Raw genomic sequence first — 18,530 nt, 5'->3', positions numbered from 1 at the left:
TCCTATTGCTCAACCATTTCTGGGGTGATCTTGATTTTTCCTGTCACGGCGCTGTTGATCAGGGAGGTTTTGTATTCTTTGAGCATTTCGATTTGATTCTGTTGTATCTCGATAGCTTTCTCATATGCACTAGACTGACTTTTTGTATATGCCAAAATTTCAGCTTGTTCACCTGATGGTGCTACTGGCACGGGAATATCAAAAAGATCACCTGTATAAAGGCGAATCAATCCTTCAACAACTCCTGTCGCCCTGATAATGAATTGCTGAATATATGAAGGGTGACGGAATAATATCTCTAAGTATTTGGCGTCATAAATATGTTCCTTACATTTATAGACGGCATAATCAGGACTAACTAATCCTTTGAATTCAATGTTGCTTTTAAAGAAGACTCCGAGGTGTGCTTTAAGCTTATTAAAAACCAAATCATTCTTATAAACGACTTTATTATCGATATTACTGGCAGCCACTTCTGCCTTGTCGTGATAATCAGCTCTCACAACAAGCCCATGAACTTGACTGACCATAAACAAAGGTTCCTCCCCTGTTTTAGAGCGTTCGTTTCTCTCTTCTAAAACATACTTCAGTCGCTTAACTTCCCAATGCTCTGGAATCTTTCCAATCCAATCCACACCGGAATCTTTCATTGGCACATTAGGATCAAGCCCTTGGGTCACAGCCTGTTGGATGATGATCTGCTTACGCTCTTTGAGCAGGTTAATTTGCTGCTCTTTGATCGCAATCGCGTCGTTAATTTGAGTCGTTTTCTTGTCGAGAAAGTTGGCTATTAGGGTTTGTTGCCCAAGGAGAGGAACAAACGTCTTAAAACTCATGAATGAATCTTTAGGAATTGTATTTCTCAACCCCCTATATAAAGGCTTTAGGCGTTTTGTTGAATCAAGATTCAGATAAAAATAATACAGGAACTTATTGTCGAACCCTGCATTTGTCTGGAAAACGGTGTAAGCACCCGTAATCATCCCGTCATAAGAGGACAAACCAACTGTTCGAGGTGTCTCTTCCACATCAAAGAGACAAAAAACAAAATCACCACAATTAACTTCTTGATATGTATTAAACTCAGCAGGAAATTTCCCCTCAGGATTATCCATATCTCGTTTAATTATGCCTCTAAGGGTTAGAGAAAGAAGGTCGTAATCAGCTGACCTTTTACCGACAAGTTTCTTCTTAAGTGTAAAAATATGCTTATTCGAAAGCAGCTCCCACGAGTCCGGTATATCTCCTAACCATTCTGCCCCAGACTCCTTATAAGACTCATATTTCGGCATCAACGCTAAACTTTCCATTACGCTTCTCCCTGAACTTCCGCCACTTTCACACCCAATATCTGTGCAATAAGACCTTCGGCTTTTTGTTCTAAGTTGATGATGTCGGTTGCGACCTCTTCTAAACTACGCAGCGGTTTGTGACGATAGAAATACTTATTGAAACTGATTTCATAGCCAATTTTCACCGTATCTAGGTTTATCCATGCTTCATCAACATGAGGCTTCACTTCGTCTAGGAAGTACTGATAAATGCTTTGCTTCAGCGGGACAGATTCTGTGTCTCGCAGGTCTGAGTTGGTCTCGTAAGTGATGAACTCACCTTTTTTACCGCCTTCTGCTGTAGGAACGGGGTAATAACCAAAATCTGGCAGGTCAGCGACTTCACATTCATAGCGCTCCAGCAGGTCGTTTAATTTATCACCCGTTAATTTAACGATCTTTTTAACCACTTTCTTGGCGGTTTCGTCATACCAGCTCACTGCGTTCAAGATGGCATTTTTCTCAGGTGCTGAAAGCTTAATGGCGTGGGCTTTTAGCGATTTATCAACTTGGGTTTTAAAGCTATTGAAGTCATCAAATTCAATGCTACCGATGTCAGCCATCAGCGTTTGTGCAGTTTCAAGCAATGCTTTTAGCGCCAGCCAGTGTTTCACATCAAGCAGTTTAGCCTTAGCCTTGGCATTGAGACTGATGTCGTTTTCTTCACACCAAGAAAGAATGTCCTTCTCAATGGATTTTAAGAAGCTCTTTTTCTTGTCAGGACCATAGCCAGTTTTTTCGTAAACGCGTTCGCCATGCTCTGCGTAAACGTGCTCCATCACTTCACTGAGCTGCTTATCAAAACGCAGTGGTGCTATTGCATCTTGAGTGAACTTGGCTTTGCGGCGATCTGGGCGCTCGATAGTGACTTTGTAATAGCCAAAATCGTCATTACTAAACACCTTGCTGGCGATACCAACAGGATCATTGTTTGCATCAAGTGCTCTTTCAACGTCCATACACGCGAGGTAAGTATCGGTGATTTCCGTGATGTGCTCAGGCGCAAATTCGCAGTTTTTGTTACCTAAGTTCTTACGCAACTTACGGTATAGCAAGCTGGCATCAATCAGTTGCACCTTGCCTTTGCGTGCTTCAGGTTTATGGTTGTTCAACACCCAAATGTAAGTGGTAATGCCGGTGTTATAGAACAGGTTATTAGGTAACTGAACGATGGCATCTAGCATGTCGTTTTCAATGATGAAGCGACGAATGTTACTTTCGCCACCGCCCGCATCACCGGTAAAGAGCGATGAGCCGTTATGAACAGAAGCAATCCGGCTGCCTAATGGGCTTACGCTCGGATCTTTCATCTTGTTGACCATTTCCATTAAAAAGAGCAGCTGGCCATCACTTGAACGTGGCGTGGCATCCACCACTTCGAGATTTCCCCAATAGTCTTTCAGGCTAACCTTAAAACGTGGGTCAATCACATCACTGCCGTCTTTAATGTGCTTCTGTTCAGACGCCCAACTCTTACCGTATGGCGGATTAGACAACATAAAGTCAAAGCGTGAAGCCGCGAACTCATCGGTAGACAAGGTTGAGCCTACTTTGATGTTCTCAGGATTGTTACCTTTGATCATCATGTCCGATTTACAAATCGCGTAGGTCTCGTCGTTGATCTCTTTGCCGTAAAGGTAAACATCACGGCTGTCGTTCGGGTATTTCTCTTCAATGAAGTTTTGAGATTCAGTCAACATACCACCGCTACCACACGCAGGGTCATACACTGTCATGGTAAGCGGTAACTGGTCTTTGACTGGGTCGAACACCAGGTGCGTCATCAATTCAATCACTTCACGTGGCGTAAAGTGTTCACCTGCTTCTTCGTTGTTTTCTTCATTGAACTTGCGGATCAACTCTTCGAACACGTAACCCATACCCAGGTTAGTAAGGGCTGGCATCTTGTTGCCATCCGGGTCTTCGACCGTTTCATGAGTTAAGTTGATGTAAGGGGAAACAAACTTTTCGACGACATCAAGAAGGACTTGCTTGGAGGCCATGTGACGAATTTGCGATTTGAGGTTAAAGCATTCAATGATCTCTTTAACGTTATCGCTAAAGCCAAGCAGGTACTCTTCAAAGTTGGCGAGTAATATCTGTTGGTTATTAGTCGCGGTGTTGAACAGGGATTTCAGCGTCCATTTAGATGTATTGTAAAAAACATAGCCACTGGCCGCCTTTAATGGTTCATCATCAAGCTCCGTGGCTTGCATCTCTTCTTTTTGGAACTTTACCTCATCAAGCACGGCTTCTTTGGTAGGTTCTAGTAACGTATCTAAACGTCGTAATACCACCATAGGTAAAATCACATCGCGGTACTTACCGCGAACGTACACATCACGTAAACAGTCGTCGGCAATGTTCCAAATAAATGAGATGAGCTTGTTATGTACACTATGATCCATTTTATTTTCCTGTTCAGTGTTGGTTGCACCCCACTTGGTTGCTGCAACGGCTTCACTATAAATTTAAAATTCTGTTCTTTATGTAACGTCTCAATGGTCGCTACATCGTTCGATTAACTTGTTCTACCCGGCGCAATGCTTAAGTTTGTGACACCATAAAGTGCCTGGCTGTTACGCAACCAAAGCTGATACTCAAAGCCCATTAATGAGTGTTCCGTAGAACAATCCACATGCCATTGGCGTAGTAAATACCCAGCGGTTGCTGCTCTAATCTCAACCTTTAGAACGCCACCCGTCATACCATAATCCAGCTCAATCGCTTCGCTATGCTCTATGCGTGGGTGCGGCACCAACTCCAGCTCTACAAAGCGATTCCATTGCCGATCTTGGGTTTCGAGCTCCGTTTCAGACAACGTAGAGTCTTCAAGCACAACCGCTGCTTTAATGCGGGTCAGTACAAAGTCACGGAACTCATTATGTTTGCGGTCAAAACCACGAACATGCCAACGCAGGCCATTGTCCACCAGCGTATGCGGAACAATTTCACGCGTTGTTTCACCACTCGATAACGACACATAGGTGATACTCAAGGCTTCGCCTTTGTGTATGGCCTCGGTGACTTTCGCCACTATAAATAGGCTTGGCTTGTTTAAGTGATAAGGCGCTTCACACGCCAGTGGTGGTTTTACCTTTCCAGTGAAGCCATCACCGTACCCTTGGCTAATGGTTGCCAGTGTTCTCACAACGTCGTAGTCGAACAAGGGTTCAAAAGCTTCACCACGCTTATGCAACTTGAGCTTTTGGTCATACTCAATGTTGCCTGGCGCGAGCTCTCTGTACATTGTGAAGTCTTTCGTTGCCTGTGCAGCGGCTATGCTGAAGCGATCGACTAAGTCCGCCCGTACCGCTTCTCCCTTAAACAATAAGGTGAAATCGATGTGGGCAATGCGATCCCTGGTTGCTTGTGGCAACTGCGCTATCTGCAAAAGCCTATCTGACTTCGCCACTACTGTTTGTTTCAGACCATCATTTGTCATGCGTCTTGTTTATCCAATTCAACCAGTTTCTTAAAACTCTGTTTATACAGTAAGGACCGACATCGCGTAATCACATTGAAAAGCATCACTCAATGCTGCTCTTCATTCGCAATGACTTAGCAATCTCTACCGGTTGAAGCTGGACAGATGGCCATAAAACACTGAATAGGCTTCAACCTAATTAATTTTATTAGGTATCATCCTATCACAAATTATTTTGTAGGGAAGACTAAGCGGCAACTTTTTGATCTGGATTGCAATTGCCGCTCAGGTATGGGCGTGAAGACATTGTTTCATACCATTGATGATAGCCGCTATCAATGCGCTACCCGAACCAGTGGCACCACGATTTTACTGCGATGAGATACCCCTTTGTCCGACTCTGTAGACAGCAGAGCCCGTTGCTCACTCTCCCGAATGCGCCTGGCAACTTCTGCCTGGGCTGGTAGCAATGGCAGCATCCCTTCAGCAATCGCCTCTGGGGCAGACTCTTGGCCACAGGACATCAAATGCTTCCATGGATCTTTAAGAAAGCGCTCGAACGTGATGCCAAATTCAATGATGCGGGCAGAGACGAAGATTTCGCCCCAGTATTCAATGTAGGTGTCTTGGTACATGGAAAGATTCCTCTTATTGGTTAAACCATGAGTTCACTTTCCATTTTCCAGAGGTTTTCAAATATGCAAGGCTTACCTTGTAGAGAGCTACAAAGCTTTAAATCTATTGCGGGCATCTTTGTAGTCATAGTGGGCATGTTCTGAGCCACGATGATACAAATCATCCAGGTAAGTTTGTTCCTGCGGCAACTCGTCTTCGCTGATTTCGCGCCACCAATGTTTGTTGGCACCTTTAACACCGTCATGCCAGCGGTAACCACGCTCTTTTAAATAGTCCTTTACGTCAAACGGCGCACCAAACGCACGAACTAACACAGTTCGCCTGTCTGCTTCAGACAACAAGTTTGCAACGGAATCGGGCAACAAATGAAACAACCAGGCCATCGCCAAACAATCGGTTGCAGCGCGGTGTCCTTCATAGAACCAACCTAAGCGAAGCAGCAGGTACTCAAGTTTTCGACTTTCAAAGCCCAGTGCTTTCCAATCTATGCCACTGGCTGAACAGGCCCAAGATAGATGGCCTAATGCAGCAAACCGCTTTTCAAAGAAAGGACGATCAAACTGTGCATTGTGTGCAACCACCAGCGGATCATCGGATAACCAACTCGCTACCAGTGAATCATCAATGTGCTGGCCTTGCACCATATCATCGGTGATACCGGTTAACTCGGTGATCAGCTCGGGGATTGGCTTGCCGGGATCTTCATACATGCTGATCACATCAACAATCGACACAATCTGCTTAGCAGAGGGGCTGTAAAGCACCTTAACCATACCAAGCTCAATAATGGACTCATCTTCGGCAGACAGTCCGGTTGTCTCTGTATCGAGCAGCACTATTGGCTGTTCGTCACCTACTACAGGAGATAGTTCAAGTGGCCAGGACTGCGGCTCACGCGTTAATGGAATACGCTCCAGCAATCTAAAATCTTCTGGTCTTTCTGGGATATCCGCCAGGCGCTCTAGCGGAAATGGCGCAGGGGCTCTTGTCATTGATGGTTCCTCTTCAATTCTATTGTTCGCTTTGGGCTATTTCACTGTGCCCTGTTCGTTTATAAACGCTTTTGTACAAAATGCACCTTGGATACCTCAGCGTTTTTTTAATCTTTCTACTGGGTGAACCCATGTATGAAGGCTTTGGCTAAGCCTTTCAGAAAGCCTTAGCTAAACCGTTTAGGTAACCCTTACCGACACCCTTTACGTATGGCTTAGCCAACCCCTTTTCAAACGGTTGCAAAAGGCTTGAACTGAGTTCGACTGAGCATTTTAATGATGCTCCTGACTTCGCTTTAAGCCTGTAAATTCAATACGAAGCAGAATTTTACTAACTGTTTTGAAACCCTTTGCAAAGGGTTCAACAAGCCTTGTCTGACGGTTACTTGACCCATGCGTTAACCAGTAGCAGTAACAGGATCAGTAACAGAAACAAGAGCAGTAGGCAGAAGCAGTATTGTCCAAGCCTTGCAGGCTTTGACGAGGGCGAGCGATCCCCCACATCTAGTTTTTCATCACAAAAAATAAATCACCCACAACACAGCGTCTTACTCGAACAACTACAGTTTTACCTACAATTTTACTTGTAGAAATCAGCATAGCATTAGATACTGTATAAACAAACAGTATTAATTATGATTTTTCGAGGTTCGTCATGAGTGTCTCGCTGATAGGCCGTAGCGGCGCACTTGCCTTCATCAAAGCCAAGCGCCTTCGTATTCCATTGTTCATGGAACGTGTTTCTGCTGGTTTTCCCTCCCCAGCGCAGGATTATGTTGAGCAAACGCTCGACCTCAACGAGCTGTGCATCAAGCGACCAGCTGCAACGTTCTTTGTGCGTGTTGAAGGTGATTCAATGATTGATGCCGGGATTCACCCAGATGATATTTTGGTGGTTGATCGCTCTGTCCAAGCAGAACACGGTGACATTGTCATCGCTGGTATCCATGGTGAACTCACGGTAAAGGAGCTTCAACTAAGGCCGTGCGTCATGCTGATCCCAAGAAACCAGGTGTATGAGCCCATTCATATTCCTGAAGGGACAGAGTTAGAGATATTTGGTGTGGTCACCAATGTGGTGCGAAACATGCGCCGTAAGTCGTGACTATCCCATGCCAGTATTTGCCTTGGTGGACTGCAACAACTTTTACGCCAGTTGTGAGAAGCTGTTTCGTCCTGATTTAAAAGATACGCCGGTTGTGGTTCTGTCTAACAATGACGGCTGCGTGGTTGCACGCTCACGTGAAGCTAAGTTACTCGGTATTAAAATGGGCGTACCCGTCTTTCAAATCAAAGCTGAAATGCAGCGTCATGGTATTTTGGCATTCTCGTCCAATTACGCGCTGTACGCAGATTTGAGCAGTCGAGTGATGCGCACTTTGGAGGAGATGGCACCACGAGTAGAGGTTTACTCCATTGACGAAGCGTTTTTGGACTTAACCGGTATTGAGTCTGCCATATCCCTCGTCGAGTTCGGACAACAAGTGCGAGAGCGGATAGGTCACTGGATCGGGATCACCGTCTGTGTAGGCATTGCACCGACTAAAACACTCGCCAAACTGGCAAACCATGCAGCCAAAAAGTACCCAGCCACTCAGGGGGTTGTAGACCTGACCAATCTAGATCGGCAACGTCGATTGCTTGCATTAGTCCCAGTTGATGATGTTTGGGGCGTTGGTAGACGGCTTTCTAAGCGTTTATATGCGTTGGGTATCACCACAGCCCTAGACCTCGCCAACGCCTCTCCTAGAGCCATCAGAGACCAGTTCTCGGTGGTTTTAGAAAGAACCGTCAGAGAACTCAATGGTGAGTCGTGCATTGAACTTGAAGAGATCCCGCCAACTAAGAAACAAATCGTCTGTAGCCGTTCATTTGGCGTAAAAGTAACGCAATTTGAATTGTTACGTGAAGCCGTCTGCGAATACGCAACCCGCGCCACTGAGAAGCTTCGCAAAGAACAGCAGCAAGCCAAAGTGATGACCGTGTTCATACGAACCAGCCCCTTTAAGGACAGCGAGCCGCAATACAGCAACTCCGCATCGGGTGAGTTGCTGATCCCCAGTTGTGATACGCGGGATTTTATTGAGCTGGCCAATCACTTACTCAAGCGGATTTGGAAGGATGGTTTTCGTTATGCCAAAGCGGGCGTCATGCTGTCTGACTTTTACGATCCCGGCATGTTTCAACCAGGACTATTCGATGACGTATCGACCCGCTCTAATAGCCAGCAGCTGATGTCTGTATTGGACACTATTAATCAAAGCGGTGCCGGAAAGGTTTTCTTTGCTGGACAAGGTACGAAGAAAGATTGGTCAATGAAGCGAGAGCATTTGTCTCCCGCCTACACAACACGCTGGGACCAGTTACCGCGAGTGAAGTAATGAAATAAATGTAAATTAACCACACAGCTAGACATAGAAAGGAGCTTTACTAAAAGTTTGTAGGCACAAAGAACAAAAAATGCTGTCACTGTCATAAAATCCAACACCATAGGCATCACCTCCACTAACGTTTTAACGACTTCAACTTTCAACCCGCATCGGTCCGTAGACTGGTATCCGTCCGTTATCGTAGGTATTTTCTATGTTGCTGTGGGCCGGGTAATGTCTAAGCTATCAGGATTTCCAACCCTCCGCAAGAATGCCGAAATATAACTCAATGTATAGAAATCGGACTCTAGTGTGTTTAGCTTAGACAAGTTATTGATTAGGTAGTTAACTCCGAATTCATCAAGCAAAAAATCCAGTGCAATTGTATTTACTTTGCCGCCCTTCCTATGAAGCACCCCGGATTTTCTTATAAAAGAATTCTCTCTCAAAACATCAACAATACTCATTAAATCAGAAGGATACTGGGCACCATCAGGAAAACTGTTATATACCTTGCTGTTTTGAAACTGCTTACATGCATGAGTGTTAGTACTTAAAATATAACAATCAACAAATTCGACACCATGTAACTGCATACGCTCAAAGGAAGTTGAAATCAATATGCATCTTTCAAACTTAAGGCCGTCATGTGTACACTTTTTAAAATGAGTTCCCTGTAAAAAACAGTTTTCAAATCTCACATTATTGAGGTTGCAATATTTGAACTTTGCACCAACCAGAGATGTATTTTTGAAATGTGACTCGCTGAATACGGAGCTAAAACTCGAAGTTTTATTGAAGTTTTTGTTGTAAAATTTAGTGTGCTCTGCCTGCTTTTGCACATAACTATATCGATTATTTTTTTTGTTCCTTGCCATAACTCTTCCTGTTAAGCCTAAATTTTCAAGCAACTATACAACAGGAGAGACTAGTCTCCTTGATTTTTAAGGAGATCATATACGCCATTTCTGTTTTTTTGCTGCTTTAGAAAATCAAATACGTCAATATGCATTGACTCTTCGACGAAGCATGTTGAGCTTATCAACCTGGCGTCGAATATCACTGAAAAATTCTTCTTTCTCCATAGCCAGCGCTAACTCCCATTCTTTGGCCAAACCTTGGCAGTCCAAAAATGCGTATCTCAGCTTCGTCTTTGAAATACGCAGCCCCTTGCTAAAGACCACGCGTTTGCCTCGTTGACCGTGAAAACTGTTGATGTACCACTCTATGCCAAAGCCATACTTAAAGTCTCTGATACGGACACCAAGCAGACCCCAGTCTTTAAAGGGCTCATTCTCTCGAACCTTGTAATGGGTAACCCAAAAGTCATCAACTTCAGCTCGTGCCAGTGCTTTTAGCCTGTCCGTTTCTTGCTGAAGTAAATCTGATACATCTGCTTTCCATTGTTCATTGACGATTTCTACCAAACCAATTTCCCCATCCAATTAACCCCAAAAGCCAAAACCACTATCCGTTTGGCTTTTGGATCGAAACGCCAAACGTAAAACTGCCGTAACAATCACTATTTGGCGTCTCGATATAAATCAACTCGCGCAATCCCATACCTGACAAGGGATACAGGCTGAATTCACTTAAAAACACCTAAAAAGACGTATCGCCATGAGGATACAAACCGTTTGGCAAGTTCAGGCCAGAATGCAAACGACGTTTGGCGTCTCGATTTTTTTGGCTAGATCACCAGCCGCCAAACAAAGCCTATTCTCATACTTTTGCGAAAATGCAATAGGCAGATAGATGAAAGGATTTGTCACCTTTCTGCCCACCGCCAGTGCACCAAATCCTGATAATGACATTTGAGTGAACCGCCAGAGCACTTGGAAATGCCCAAGCGTGACCAGTGCGGTTGATTGAAAACCGTTAGAGCACTTTGAGTGCACAGGAGATAAGTATGTTTGTACTAGGCGTAGATATCGGTTACTCAAACCTGAAGCTGGCAATTGGCCAATCAGGCAGTGAACCGAAAACCATTATTCTGCCTGCGGGTGCCGGTCCTGCGGAACGTATGCCGGAGCGTATCGGTGGAGGCGATGATGAAACTTGTTTGTATGTATCTGTCGATAATGAGCGTTGGGCCGCCGGTGTGCCAGCTGGACGCCTTCAAGGCTGGGAACGAGAGCTTCACCCGGAATATCCCACCACAAAAACCTATAAGGCACTTTTTCATGCCGCCTTGTTAATGGCTGAAACAGAATCCATCGATTTGGTTGTCACTGGATTACCGGTTTCCCAGTTTCATGAACCACAACGTAAGTCTGACCTTGTGCAGCGTTTAAAAGGTGTCCATCAAGTGACGCCTAAGCGCAGCATCACTGTTCATGACGTCAAAGTGCTGCCGCAGCCTGCCGGTGCCTATATGGATCTGGTTCAAACAGGTGGAGATTTGGGCTTGATTGAAGAAGGTCGCGTCGTCGTCATCGATCCCGGCTTTTTTTCTGTTGACTGGGTTGCCCTTGAGGCCGGAGAAATTCGCTACAGCTCATCAGGAACCAGTCTTCAGGCAATGTCCGTGCTACTGGAAACCATTGATAAGCTGATTTCGGAAGATCACGGTGCCAAAGTAGGTATGGATCGACTTGAAAAAGCCATGAGAACCGGCGACTTGCAGGTCCTGCTGTTTGGAGAAAAGGTCGATATTTCACCTTATCTAAATGCTGCCATGAAAAAGGTAGCGCCTGTTGCTCTTACAGCCATGCGCCAATCCATGCGTGACGAAAGCATTAATGCGGACTTGGTATTGATCGCCGGAGGTGGAGCCATGGCTTATAAGGAAGCGGCCAAGGAGATTTTTTCACGAAGCAAGATCATCGTGCCGGAACAGTCTGTTTTGGCGAACGTCCGAGGCTTCTGGTTTTATGGGTCCTGATCATGAGAGTTGTCGTCAACATTCCCCCAGGGAGCCACCCTGAACTGCTAAAAGAATTAGAAAAGACTCCGCCACGGGAACGCGCTGAGCGTCTGCGGATGCTGGCCACCTTTGGGTTAATTCACATGAGCCAACCCAATCTATCCATGACATCTGTACCGGTGGATGGCCATGCACCAGATGGTGACGTTACTTCCATGAGTACAGCGCCAGAACCCAAAGCAGAATCACGTAAACAATCATTAAAATCAAAACTTCGGTTTGACTAAATAGGCGGGTATTTATGAAGTTGTCAGATGCAAAATGCAGAAATATCAAACCTACCGAAAAAATACAAAAATTAACCGATGGCGCAGGTCTGTATTTAGAAATTAAACCATCAGGAGCAAAAAAATGGCGTTACCGGTATCGCATTGCTGGAAAAGAAACAATTTTTACAATTGGTGATTATCCTACAATTAGCCTTAGTGAAGCCAGAATTAAGCGCCAAGAGGCGACTGAACTAGTAAAAGAAGGTAAACATCCAACGACAATCAGACAGTCTCGAAAGGTTAAAAACGAATGGGAAAGCGTTAATACCTTTCAAGCGTTGGCGCATGAGTGGATAGAAAAGAATAAGTCCAAGTGGTCCGAAAACTACAAGCGCCAGATTGAAATCAATTTACGGCGTTATGTGTTTCCGTCAATTGGCAAGTTGCCAATCAAGTCTGTTGAATCTGCCCATATTTTGGTAATTGTCCAGAAAATAGAGAAACAAGGTGTTGATAAAAGAAAAGGTAAGAAAGGATCACCTTCAATTGCATTGCTTGTAAAGCAATGGTGCGGAGCAATTTTCCGGTATGCAGTTGTAACATTAAGGGCTGAGTACGATCCAGCAGCCCCCATTCAAGGAGCTATTACAAGACCGAGAGTCAGGCATCACCCTCATTTAGAAGGCCCAGAACTAAGCGGTTTTATGAGAGCGTTAAACGCCTATGAAGAACGAGGAATGCGACAAACCATAATTGCATTGAGGTTACTACTGCTTACCTTTGTTCGAAACGGCGAGCTACGTCTTGCAATTTGGGATGAATTTGACCTAGAAAATGCGATATGGCGAATTCCTGGCGAACGTATGAAAATGCGGGAGCCCCATGTTGTACCATTATCCAAACAAGCCATGCAACTTTTGCAAGAGCTTAAAACTTTTACAGGGCCATTTGGTTTTATTTTTCCAAATCGCTCTACTGCAAATACGGCGATGAGCAACACCACGATAAATAGAGCCATAGAGTACATGGGCTATAAAGCCCGTATTACTTCGCATGGATTCAGAGGTACGGCATCAACAGTGCTTCATGAGCACGAATGGCCACACGAAATTATTGAGAGGCAACTCGCGCATGCCGAACGAAATTCTGTAGTAAAAGCTTATAACCATGCTCAGCATCTATCTAAGCGCAGAGAGATGATGCAATGGTGGGCGGATTATTTGGATGAAATCGAATCTAAGGCACTGGTGGTTGATTGATTAAGTGATAAATTTTTGCATCTTGCTGACCAGCACCGGCTCTCCTCACACTTCATAATACTTCTGAATTAAACATTAGGAGTTAGTCATGGATAATCGAATTTTACGTTTACCCCAAGTTATTGAGTTAACTGGTTTCAGTCGAAGCTCAATTTATGCACTCATGAAGACTGGAGAATTTCCGCTCAACATCAAGCTTGGACAAAGGGCTGTGGGGTGGAAGGAGCAGGATATCACCAACTGGATAAATACCAGAGCATCATATACTCAACACTATGCATCCAGTAACTAAAGATAGTGCGGGTATGGCCAGAATCATACCCGCATTCATACCCGCAATTTATCAAGATGGTGCTAGATAGCAATAAACGCTACAGGAAAAAAAAGTTTTGTAATCAACCAAATGACTTGTAACTACTGGACGTTTATACACAACGCTAGATACTCATGCAGATTATCGATCATTAAAAGCATGTAATAAAGCACTCAAAATAGAAATTGTTTGCAGGCAACTGCCTGCGTTCATATTCTAACTTAAGCCCGCACGAGTGTCAGTGTTTTGTATTCAGGCAAAGGGAAATTACTTTAATAACGATAATACTGAGCTTGATGTTGATTTATTTTAAATCAGCCCAAGCTCTATTGTATTGGCAAAACGCCTCAGAGCATTTAATTTGACTAAAACCCATGCGTGTTTATCTATCGAGATTAATATGTAACACGCTTTAATAAGGAGCGACCTATGTTAGGCGAAGATCATTCATTAACTAAAGATTTCCCTGAATACCAAAGCACTATCACTAAGCTCAACACTGATAATGAAGAGTTCGCGGCAAGGGCAAAGCAATACAATGCAATTGATAAAGAAATCCGTGTCCTGGAGTTACAAGATGCCCCTATTGATGATGAAGCAATGCATCAATTAAAACACGATAGAATGGCATTAAAAGATTGGCTCCATCAGCAATTAGCTGATGCTGCCAACTAATAATTATATTATATATATCTGGCGCTTATTTAAAACTAAGCGCCAGCACTGAGCCTTAACTCCCTTTCACTCATCCTATTTGCCTAAAATTACATCCATTATGGTGCAAAAGCATTGCTATTCGTTTAGCTTAGAGACAAGCTATCTTTATCTAAGTTAAATAGCATTATATTTTATGTGCAAATACATACTCTCGATTGACCAAGGAACGACGAGCTCTCGCGCCATCTTATACACCAAAGATGCCGAGGTTTTTGGCACAGCCCAACAAACCTTCCCGCAGCACTTTGTGCAAAATGGTTGGGTTGAACACGATCCTGTAGATATTTGGCAAACCGTATTCGCGAGCGTTAAAAACGTATTGGCGCAGCAACGGGTAACGGCTGCCGACATTATTGCCATAGGCATTGCTAATCAACGAGAAACCACCTTAGTGTGGAGTAAAAAAACCGGGCAACCTATTTACAACGCGATTGTGTGGCAAGACCGACGCACTAGCCAGTACTGTGATAGTTTGCGCGATGCTGGGCACAGTAAAATCGTCAATGATAAAACCGGCTTATTACTCGATCCGTACTTTTCTGCCACCAAAATTCGTTGGATCTTAGATAACGTCACTGGCGCTAAAGAGCAAGCACAAGCAGGTGAGCTGGCGTTTGGTACGGTAGACACCTACTTACTATGGCAATTAACCGATGGTAAAGTACACAAAACCGATGCAACCAATGCCTCTCGCACATTACTGTTTAACATTCACCAGCAATGCTGGGATGAAGACTTACTCGCCTTATTTGATATTCCAGCCTCGATGCTACCTGAAGTAATGGACTCAGCGGCTGACTTTGGTGTTACTAGCAGCGAGTTATTTGGTGGTGAAATTCCAATTAACGGCATAGCGGGTGATCAGCAAGCCGCTTTAATTGGCCAAGCTTGTTTTGAAGAAGGTATGGCAAAAAGCACCTACGGAACAGGCTGTTTTTTAATGCTTAACACCGGCGATAAAGCACTAAAGTCAAACAATCGCTTATTAACCACCATCGCATATAGACTTAACGGCAAACCTACGTATGCCATTGAAGGCAGTATTTTTATGGCAGGTGCCACCATGCAGTGGATTGTAGAGGGCTTGAAATTATTAGAAAGCGCGGGAGAAAGTGAAGCCCTCGTCAAAGGTGTTCCCTTAGATCATGGGGTATTTTTAGTGCCCTCTTTTACAGGTTTAGGCGCTCCCTATTGGGATGCCAATGCCCGAGGTGCTATTTTAGGGCTTACTCGAGATTCAGGTATTAGTACGATTGTCGCTGCAGCTTTGCAATCAGTTGGTTATCAAACTAAAGATTTACAAAAAGCGATGGAAGGGGATGGCTTGCGCCCCAGCATCTTGCGCGTTGACGGCGGTATGGCTAATAATAATTGGGCTATGGAGTTTTTAGCTAATATTTTAGGTGCGAGTGTTGAGCGCCCCACCTTAACCGAAACCACCTCGCTTGGCGTCGCCTATTTAGCAGGCCTGCAAAGTGGTGTTTATGAATCAACAGCACAACTGGCAACTATGTGGCGATGTGACCGCCGCTTTGAGCCAACTATGAGTAGCTTTGAGCGTAACGATTTATATGCAAAATGGCTACATTGTATTGCGCAAGTGACGCTTGCTAATAATCCGCAGAATGACGGCTAATCGCGTTAATATAATCTGGCATTAACAACTAACTTTAAGGTTCACCCGTGCAGTTACTCGATAACGAATATGATTTACTTGTCATTGGCGGTGGCATTAATGGTGCTGGTATTGCAGCAGATGCAAGTGGTAGAGGCTTGAAAGTATTATTGTGTGAGCAAGACGATTTAGCCTCAGCCACCTCATCAAACAGCAGTAAGCTTATTCATGGCGGGCTGCGCTATTTAGAGCACTATCAATTTAGGTTAGTAAAAGAAGCATTGCTAGAGCGTGAAGTGTTATTAAAAAAAGCACCGCATATTATTTGGCCGCTCTCGTTTAGGCTTCCTCATCAGTCACATTTGCGGCCGCCATGGATGATCCGCCTAGGATTATTTATTTACGACCATCTAGGAAAACGAGACACGCTACCCGCTTCCAAGTCGATTATTTTCACAAAAGACAGTGTGCTAAATGCATCAATTACACAAGGGTTTGAATATGCTGATGGCTGGGTAAATGACGCGCGTTTAGTGATCTTAAACGCCCTTGCCGCCGAACAACACGGAGCAACCATAGCAACACGTACTCGTTGTATAAAGGCACAGCGCAATATTGAACATTGGGATGTAACTCTAGCGCAACAAACGACCCAGCAGCAACTACAAATCAAAGCCAAATGCATTGTTAATGCCGCAGGCCCTTGGGTTGCTTCATTGTTTGATAATGTATTTATTCAGCCATCACCACAGCATATTCGCTTAGTCAAAGGCAGCCATATCGTGGTGCCACGTATTCATGACGAGCCATGTGCCTATATTCTCCAAAATGAAGATCAACGTATTGTTTTTGTCATTCCCTTTGAAGATGACTATTCTCTCATTGGCACTACTGATGAAGAATATACCGGCAATATTAAAGATGTAAAAATTAGCAAACAAGAAATTAGTTACTTAATCAATATTACTAATCATTACTTTAAAACTCCGATTGAAGCGACTGATATAGTACATACATTCAGTGGCGTACGGCCATTACTCGATGACCACTCAGCAGATGCTCAAGCTGTAACCCGCGATTATAAGCTGATATTAAATAATGATGATAATCAGGCTGCTTTGTTAAGTGTGTTTGGCGGAAAAATAACTACTTATCGAAAACTGGCAGAAAATGCTGTGGACAAACTCGCGCTATTTTATCCTCATATGACTGAAGCGTGGACAAAAAGCGCGCCGTTACCAGGCGGAGATTTTAGTGAAAAAGCGACGTTAATAACGCAACTACAAGTAAAATATAATTGGTTGCCTGAGTTATTATTAAATAGGCTGGTACGCTCCTATGGCACGCTAACTAATGCACTGCTAGGTAATTGCAGTGCATTGGCTGACTTAGGTTGTCATTTTGGCCATGGTCTATACGCTCAAGAAGTCGATTACCTAATTAACAAAGAGTGGGCAAAAACCAGCGATGACATATTGTGGCGCAGAACAAAGCTCGGGCTATGCTTTAGGAAAGCGCAAGTCACCGCTTTAGATAACTACTTGCGCACCTTAAATTACTAACTACACATTAAGAAGCTGCAATAAAATGCTCATTTAAGGCTGCTTTTTCAACACGAGATAAAGCTTGCTTAGCTTTAGCGGCAAAATCGTAACGTACCAGCACTGTTTTACCGATTGCGCAGCATTTATCTTGCTGCCATGCCTCTTGGCGAAGCACAAATGAGCTGCTGCCAATATGCTCTACCGATGTTTTAATACTTACTTCATGCGAGTAAAACAACTCACCTACAAACGACACCTCAATTTTAGCAATAATAAGCTTCCAATCGTGAGGATTTAAATCGGGGGTAAAAAATTTAAAAATAGGTGCACGTGCGGCTTCAAACCAAACAGGGAGTACGGTATTGTTGATGTGTCCGAGTGCATCCGTTTCGCTAAAGCGCGGCATCACTTTTTCAGTAAACATAATAATCCAATAATAATTAAACAGGTAACTCATGACGGACTTTATCCGCGTGTATGACAACGCGCTCAGTAATGACTTTTGCGATAACTTTATCACCACCTTTTCGCAAAGCCCGCATATAAAACAAGGGATGACATCAGGCGGCATAGATCTTAATAAAAAAGATAGCCACGACTTACACTTAAACAATCATCCTGAATACGCTGAGCAATTAAAACATATTCAACAAACTACTGCACAATATGTTTTTAACTACATTGAAGAACATATTTTTATAATGATTGGGGCGTTTGGTTTAAAAGTGTACCACCCCCAAACAGGACAACCTGTTGATTTAACGCAAGCTAATTTTGACGAGGTAGGTAAACCGCAATTACCTTTATTGGTACAGCAAATTTTTCGACTCGGTAATATCCAAGCGCAAAAATACGAAGTTAACAAAGGCGGCTACCCGTATTGGCATAGTGAAGTGTACCCACAGTTACACCATAACGAAGCACTGCATCGAGTATTGTTATTTATGTTTTATTTAAACGATGTTGAAGAAGGCGGTGAAACCGAGTTTTATTATCAAAATCGTAAGATAGCTCCGAAAAAAGGCACTATGGTGATTGCCCCAGGCTACTTTACTCATACTCATCGCGGTAATAAGCCAGTATCGAATGATAAATATATTTTAACATCGTGGGTGCTATTTAACCGCGCAGAGCAAATATACGGGCAGCCACAGGCCTAAGCGGTAAGCGGTAAGCGGTAAGCGGTAAGCGG

The 18,530-nt window shown here is 43.9% G+C and carries 18 protein-coding genes; 10 read left to right on the top strand and 8 right to left on the bottom strand.

Annotated elements, in window-relative coordinates; genetic code table 11:
- Window positions 1-2: 2 nt before the first annotated feature.
- The 5 genes from H5203_RS11810 to H5203_RS11790 all read right to left on the bottom strand — a co-directional run bounded on the left by H5203_RS11810 (window position 3) and on the right by H5203_RS11790 (window position 6,386).
- Window positions 3-1,310, bottom strand: coding sequence for a restriction endonuclease subunit S (locus tag H5203_RS11810; RefSeq protein ID WP_182819765.1), 1,308 nt, complete (start codon window positions 1,308-1,310; stop codon window positions 3-5).
- Complete coding sequence (locus H5203_RS11805) at window positions 1,310-3,739, bottom strand: class I SAM-dependent DNA methyltransferase (RefSeq protein WP_182819764.1); 2,430 nt, start codon at window positions 3,737-3,739, stop codon at window positions 1,310-1,312. Before H5203_RS11805 ends, H5203_RS11810 begins: the two co-directional genes overlap by 1 nt.
- Before the next feature lie 113 nt (window positions 3,740-3,852).
- On the bottom strand, window positions 3,853-4,776 hold the full coding sequence (locus H5203_RS11800; protein WP_182819762.1) for a WYL domain-containing protein: 924 nt from the start codon (window positions 4,774-4,776) through the stop codon (window positions 3,853-3,855).
- A 317-nt stretch (window positions 4,777-5,093) separates the two neighbouring features.
- Window positions 5,094-5,393, bottom strand: coding sequence for a hypothetical protein (locus H5203_RS11795; protein WP_182819760.1), 300 nt, complete (start codon window positions 5,391-5,393; stop codon window positions 5,094-5,096).
- 87 nt (window positions 5,394-5,480) lie between these two features.
- Window positions 5,481-6,386, bottom strand: coding sequence for a 3'-5' exonuclease (locus tag H5203_RS11790; RefSeq protein ID WP_182819758.1), 906 nt, complete (start codon window positions 6,384-6,386; stop codon window positions 5,481-5,483).
- Window positions 6,387-7,041: 655 nt separating this feature from the next.
- Here H5203_RS11790 and umuD point away from each other — a divergent pair.
- Together umuD and umuC are read left to right on the top strand one after the other, a co-directional pair.
- Complete coding sequence (gene umuD, locus H5203_RS11785; RefSeq protein ID WP_007105028.1) at window positions 7,042-7,491, top strand: translesion error-prone DNA polymerase V autoproteolytic subunit; 450 nt, start codon at window positions 7,042-7,044, stop codon at window positions 7,489-7,491.
- A gap of 7 nt (window positions 7,492-7,498) precedes the next feature.
- Window positions 7,499-8,767, top strand: coding sequence for a translesion error-prone DNA polymerase V subunit UmuC (umuC, locus tag H5203_RS11780; RefSeq protein WP_182819756.1), 1,269 nt, complete (start codon window positions 7,499-7,501; stop codon window positions 8,765-8,767).
- Between the two features lie 200 nt (window positions 8,768-8,967).
- On the opposite strand, the gene H5203_RS11775 is transcribed toward umuC, so the two are convergent.
- Together H5203_RS11775 and mobI are read right to left on the bottom strand one after the other, a co-directional pair.
- Window positions 8,968-9,633: a pentapeptide repeat-containing protein gene (locus H5203_RS11775; RefSeq protein ID WP_099821775.1), complete on the bottom strand. Its 666-nt coding sequence runs from the start codon at window positions 9,631-9,633 to the stop codon at window positions 8,968-8,970.
- 123 nt (window positions 9,634-9,756) lie between these two features.
- Window positions 9,757-10,200, bottom strand: a complete 444-nt coding sequence (gene mobI, locus H5203_RS11770) for a conjugative transfer protein MobI(A/C) (RefSeq protein WP_000348524.1) — start codon at window positions 10,198-10,200, stop codon at window positions 9,757-9,759.
- Between the two features lie 464 nt (window positions 10,201-10,664).
- Between mobI and H5203_RS11765 the strand changes: the two genes are divergently transcribed.
- From H5203_RS11765 to glpD, 7 genes are all read left to right on the top strand, one after another.
- A complete protein-coding gene (locus tag H5203_RS11765; RefSeq protein ID WP_182819755.1) occupies window positions 10,665-11,639 on the top strand; it encodes a ParM/StbA family protein in 975 nt (324 codons plus the stop codon).
- 125 nt (window positions 11,640-11,764) lie between these two features.
- Entirely contained in the window at window positions 11,765-11,908 is a 144-nt protein-coding gene (locus H5203_RS11760; protein ID WP_182819790.1) for a hypothetical protein, read from the top strand.
- 14 nt (window positions 11,909-11,922) lie between these two features.
- Entirely contained in the window at window positions 11,923-13,149 is a 1,227-nt protein-coding gene (locus tag H5203_RS11755; protein ID WP_182819754.1) for a phage integrase central domain-containing protein, read from the top strand.
- Between the two features lie 88 nt (window positions 13,150-13,237).
- On the top strand, window positions 13,238-13,441 hold the full coding sequence (locus H5203_RS11750; RefSeq protein ID WP_055647226.1) for an AlpA family transcriptional regulator: 204 nt from the start codon (window positions 13,238-13,240) through the stop codon (window positions 13,439-13,441).
- 450 nt (window positions 13,442-13,891) lie between these two features.
- Entirely contained in the window at window positions 13,892-14,137 is a 246-nt protein-coding gene (locus H5203_RS11745; protein WP_145238021.1) for a YdcH family protein, read from the top strand.
- Window positions 14,138-14,312: 175 nt separating this feature from the next.
- The gene (gene glpK / locus H5203_RS11740; RefSeq protein WP_145238018.1) at window positions 14,313-15,815 is read left to right on the top strand and encodes a glycerol kinase GlpK; all 1,503 of its coding nucleotides are present in this window, start codon (window positions 14,313-14,315) and stop codon (window positions 15,813-15,815) included.
- A 47-nt stretch (window positions 15,816-15,862) separates the two neighbouring features.
- Window positions 15,863-17,356, top strand: coding sequence for a glycerol-3-phosphate dehydrogenase (gene glpD / locus H5203_RS11735; RefSeq protein WP_145238015.1), 1,494 nt, complete (start codon window positions 15,863-15,865; stop codon window positions 17,354-17,356).
- A gap of 7 nt (window positions 17,357-17,363) precedes the next feature.
- Here glpD and H5203_RS11730 read toward each other — a convergent pair whose 3' ends face one another.
- The gene (locus H5203_RS11730) at window positions 17,364-17,762 is read right to left on the bottom strand and encodes a thioesterase family protein (protein ID WP_145238012.1); all 399 of its coding nucleotides are present in this window, start codon (window positions 17,760-17,762) and stop codon (window positions 17,364-17,366) included.
- A gap of 31 nt (window positions 17,763-17,793) precedes the next feature.
- Here H5203_RS11730 and H5203_RS11725 point away from each other — a divergent pair, with 31 nt between their 5' ends.
- Window positions 17,794-18,498, top strand: coding sequence for a 2OG-Fe(II) oxygenase (locus tag H5203_RS11725; protein ID WP_145238009.1), 705 nt, complete (start codon window positions 17,794-17,796; stop codon window positions 18,496-18,498).
- Window positions 18,499-18,530: the final 32 nt, after the last annotated feature.

This window comes from Pseudoalteromonas sp. SG41-1 (assembly GCF_014164575.1).
Classification (GTDB): Bacteria; Pseudomonadota; Gammaproteobacteria; order Enterobacterales; family Alteromonadaceae; genus Pseudoalteromonas; species Pseudoalteromonas rhizosphaerae.
The sequence above is the reverse complement of the archived record's forward strand: the minus strand, read 5'-3'. Positions and strand labels throughout refer to the sequence as shown.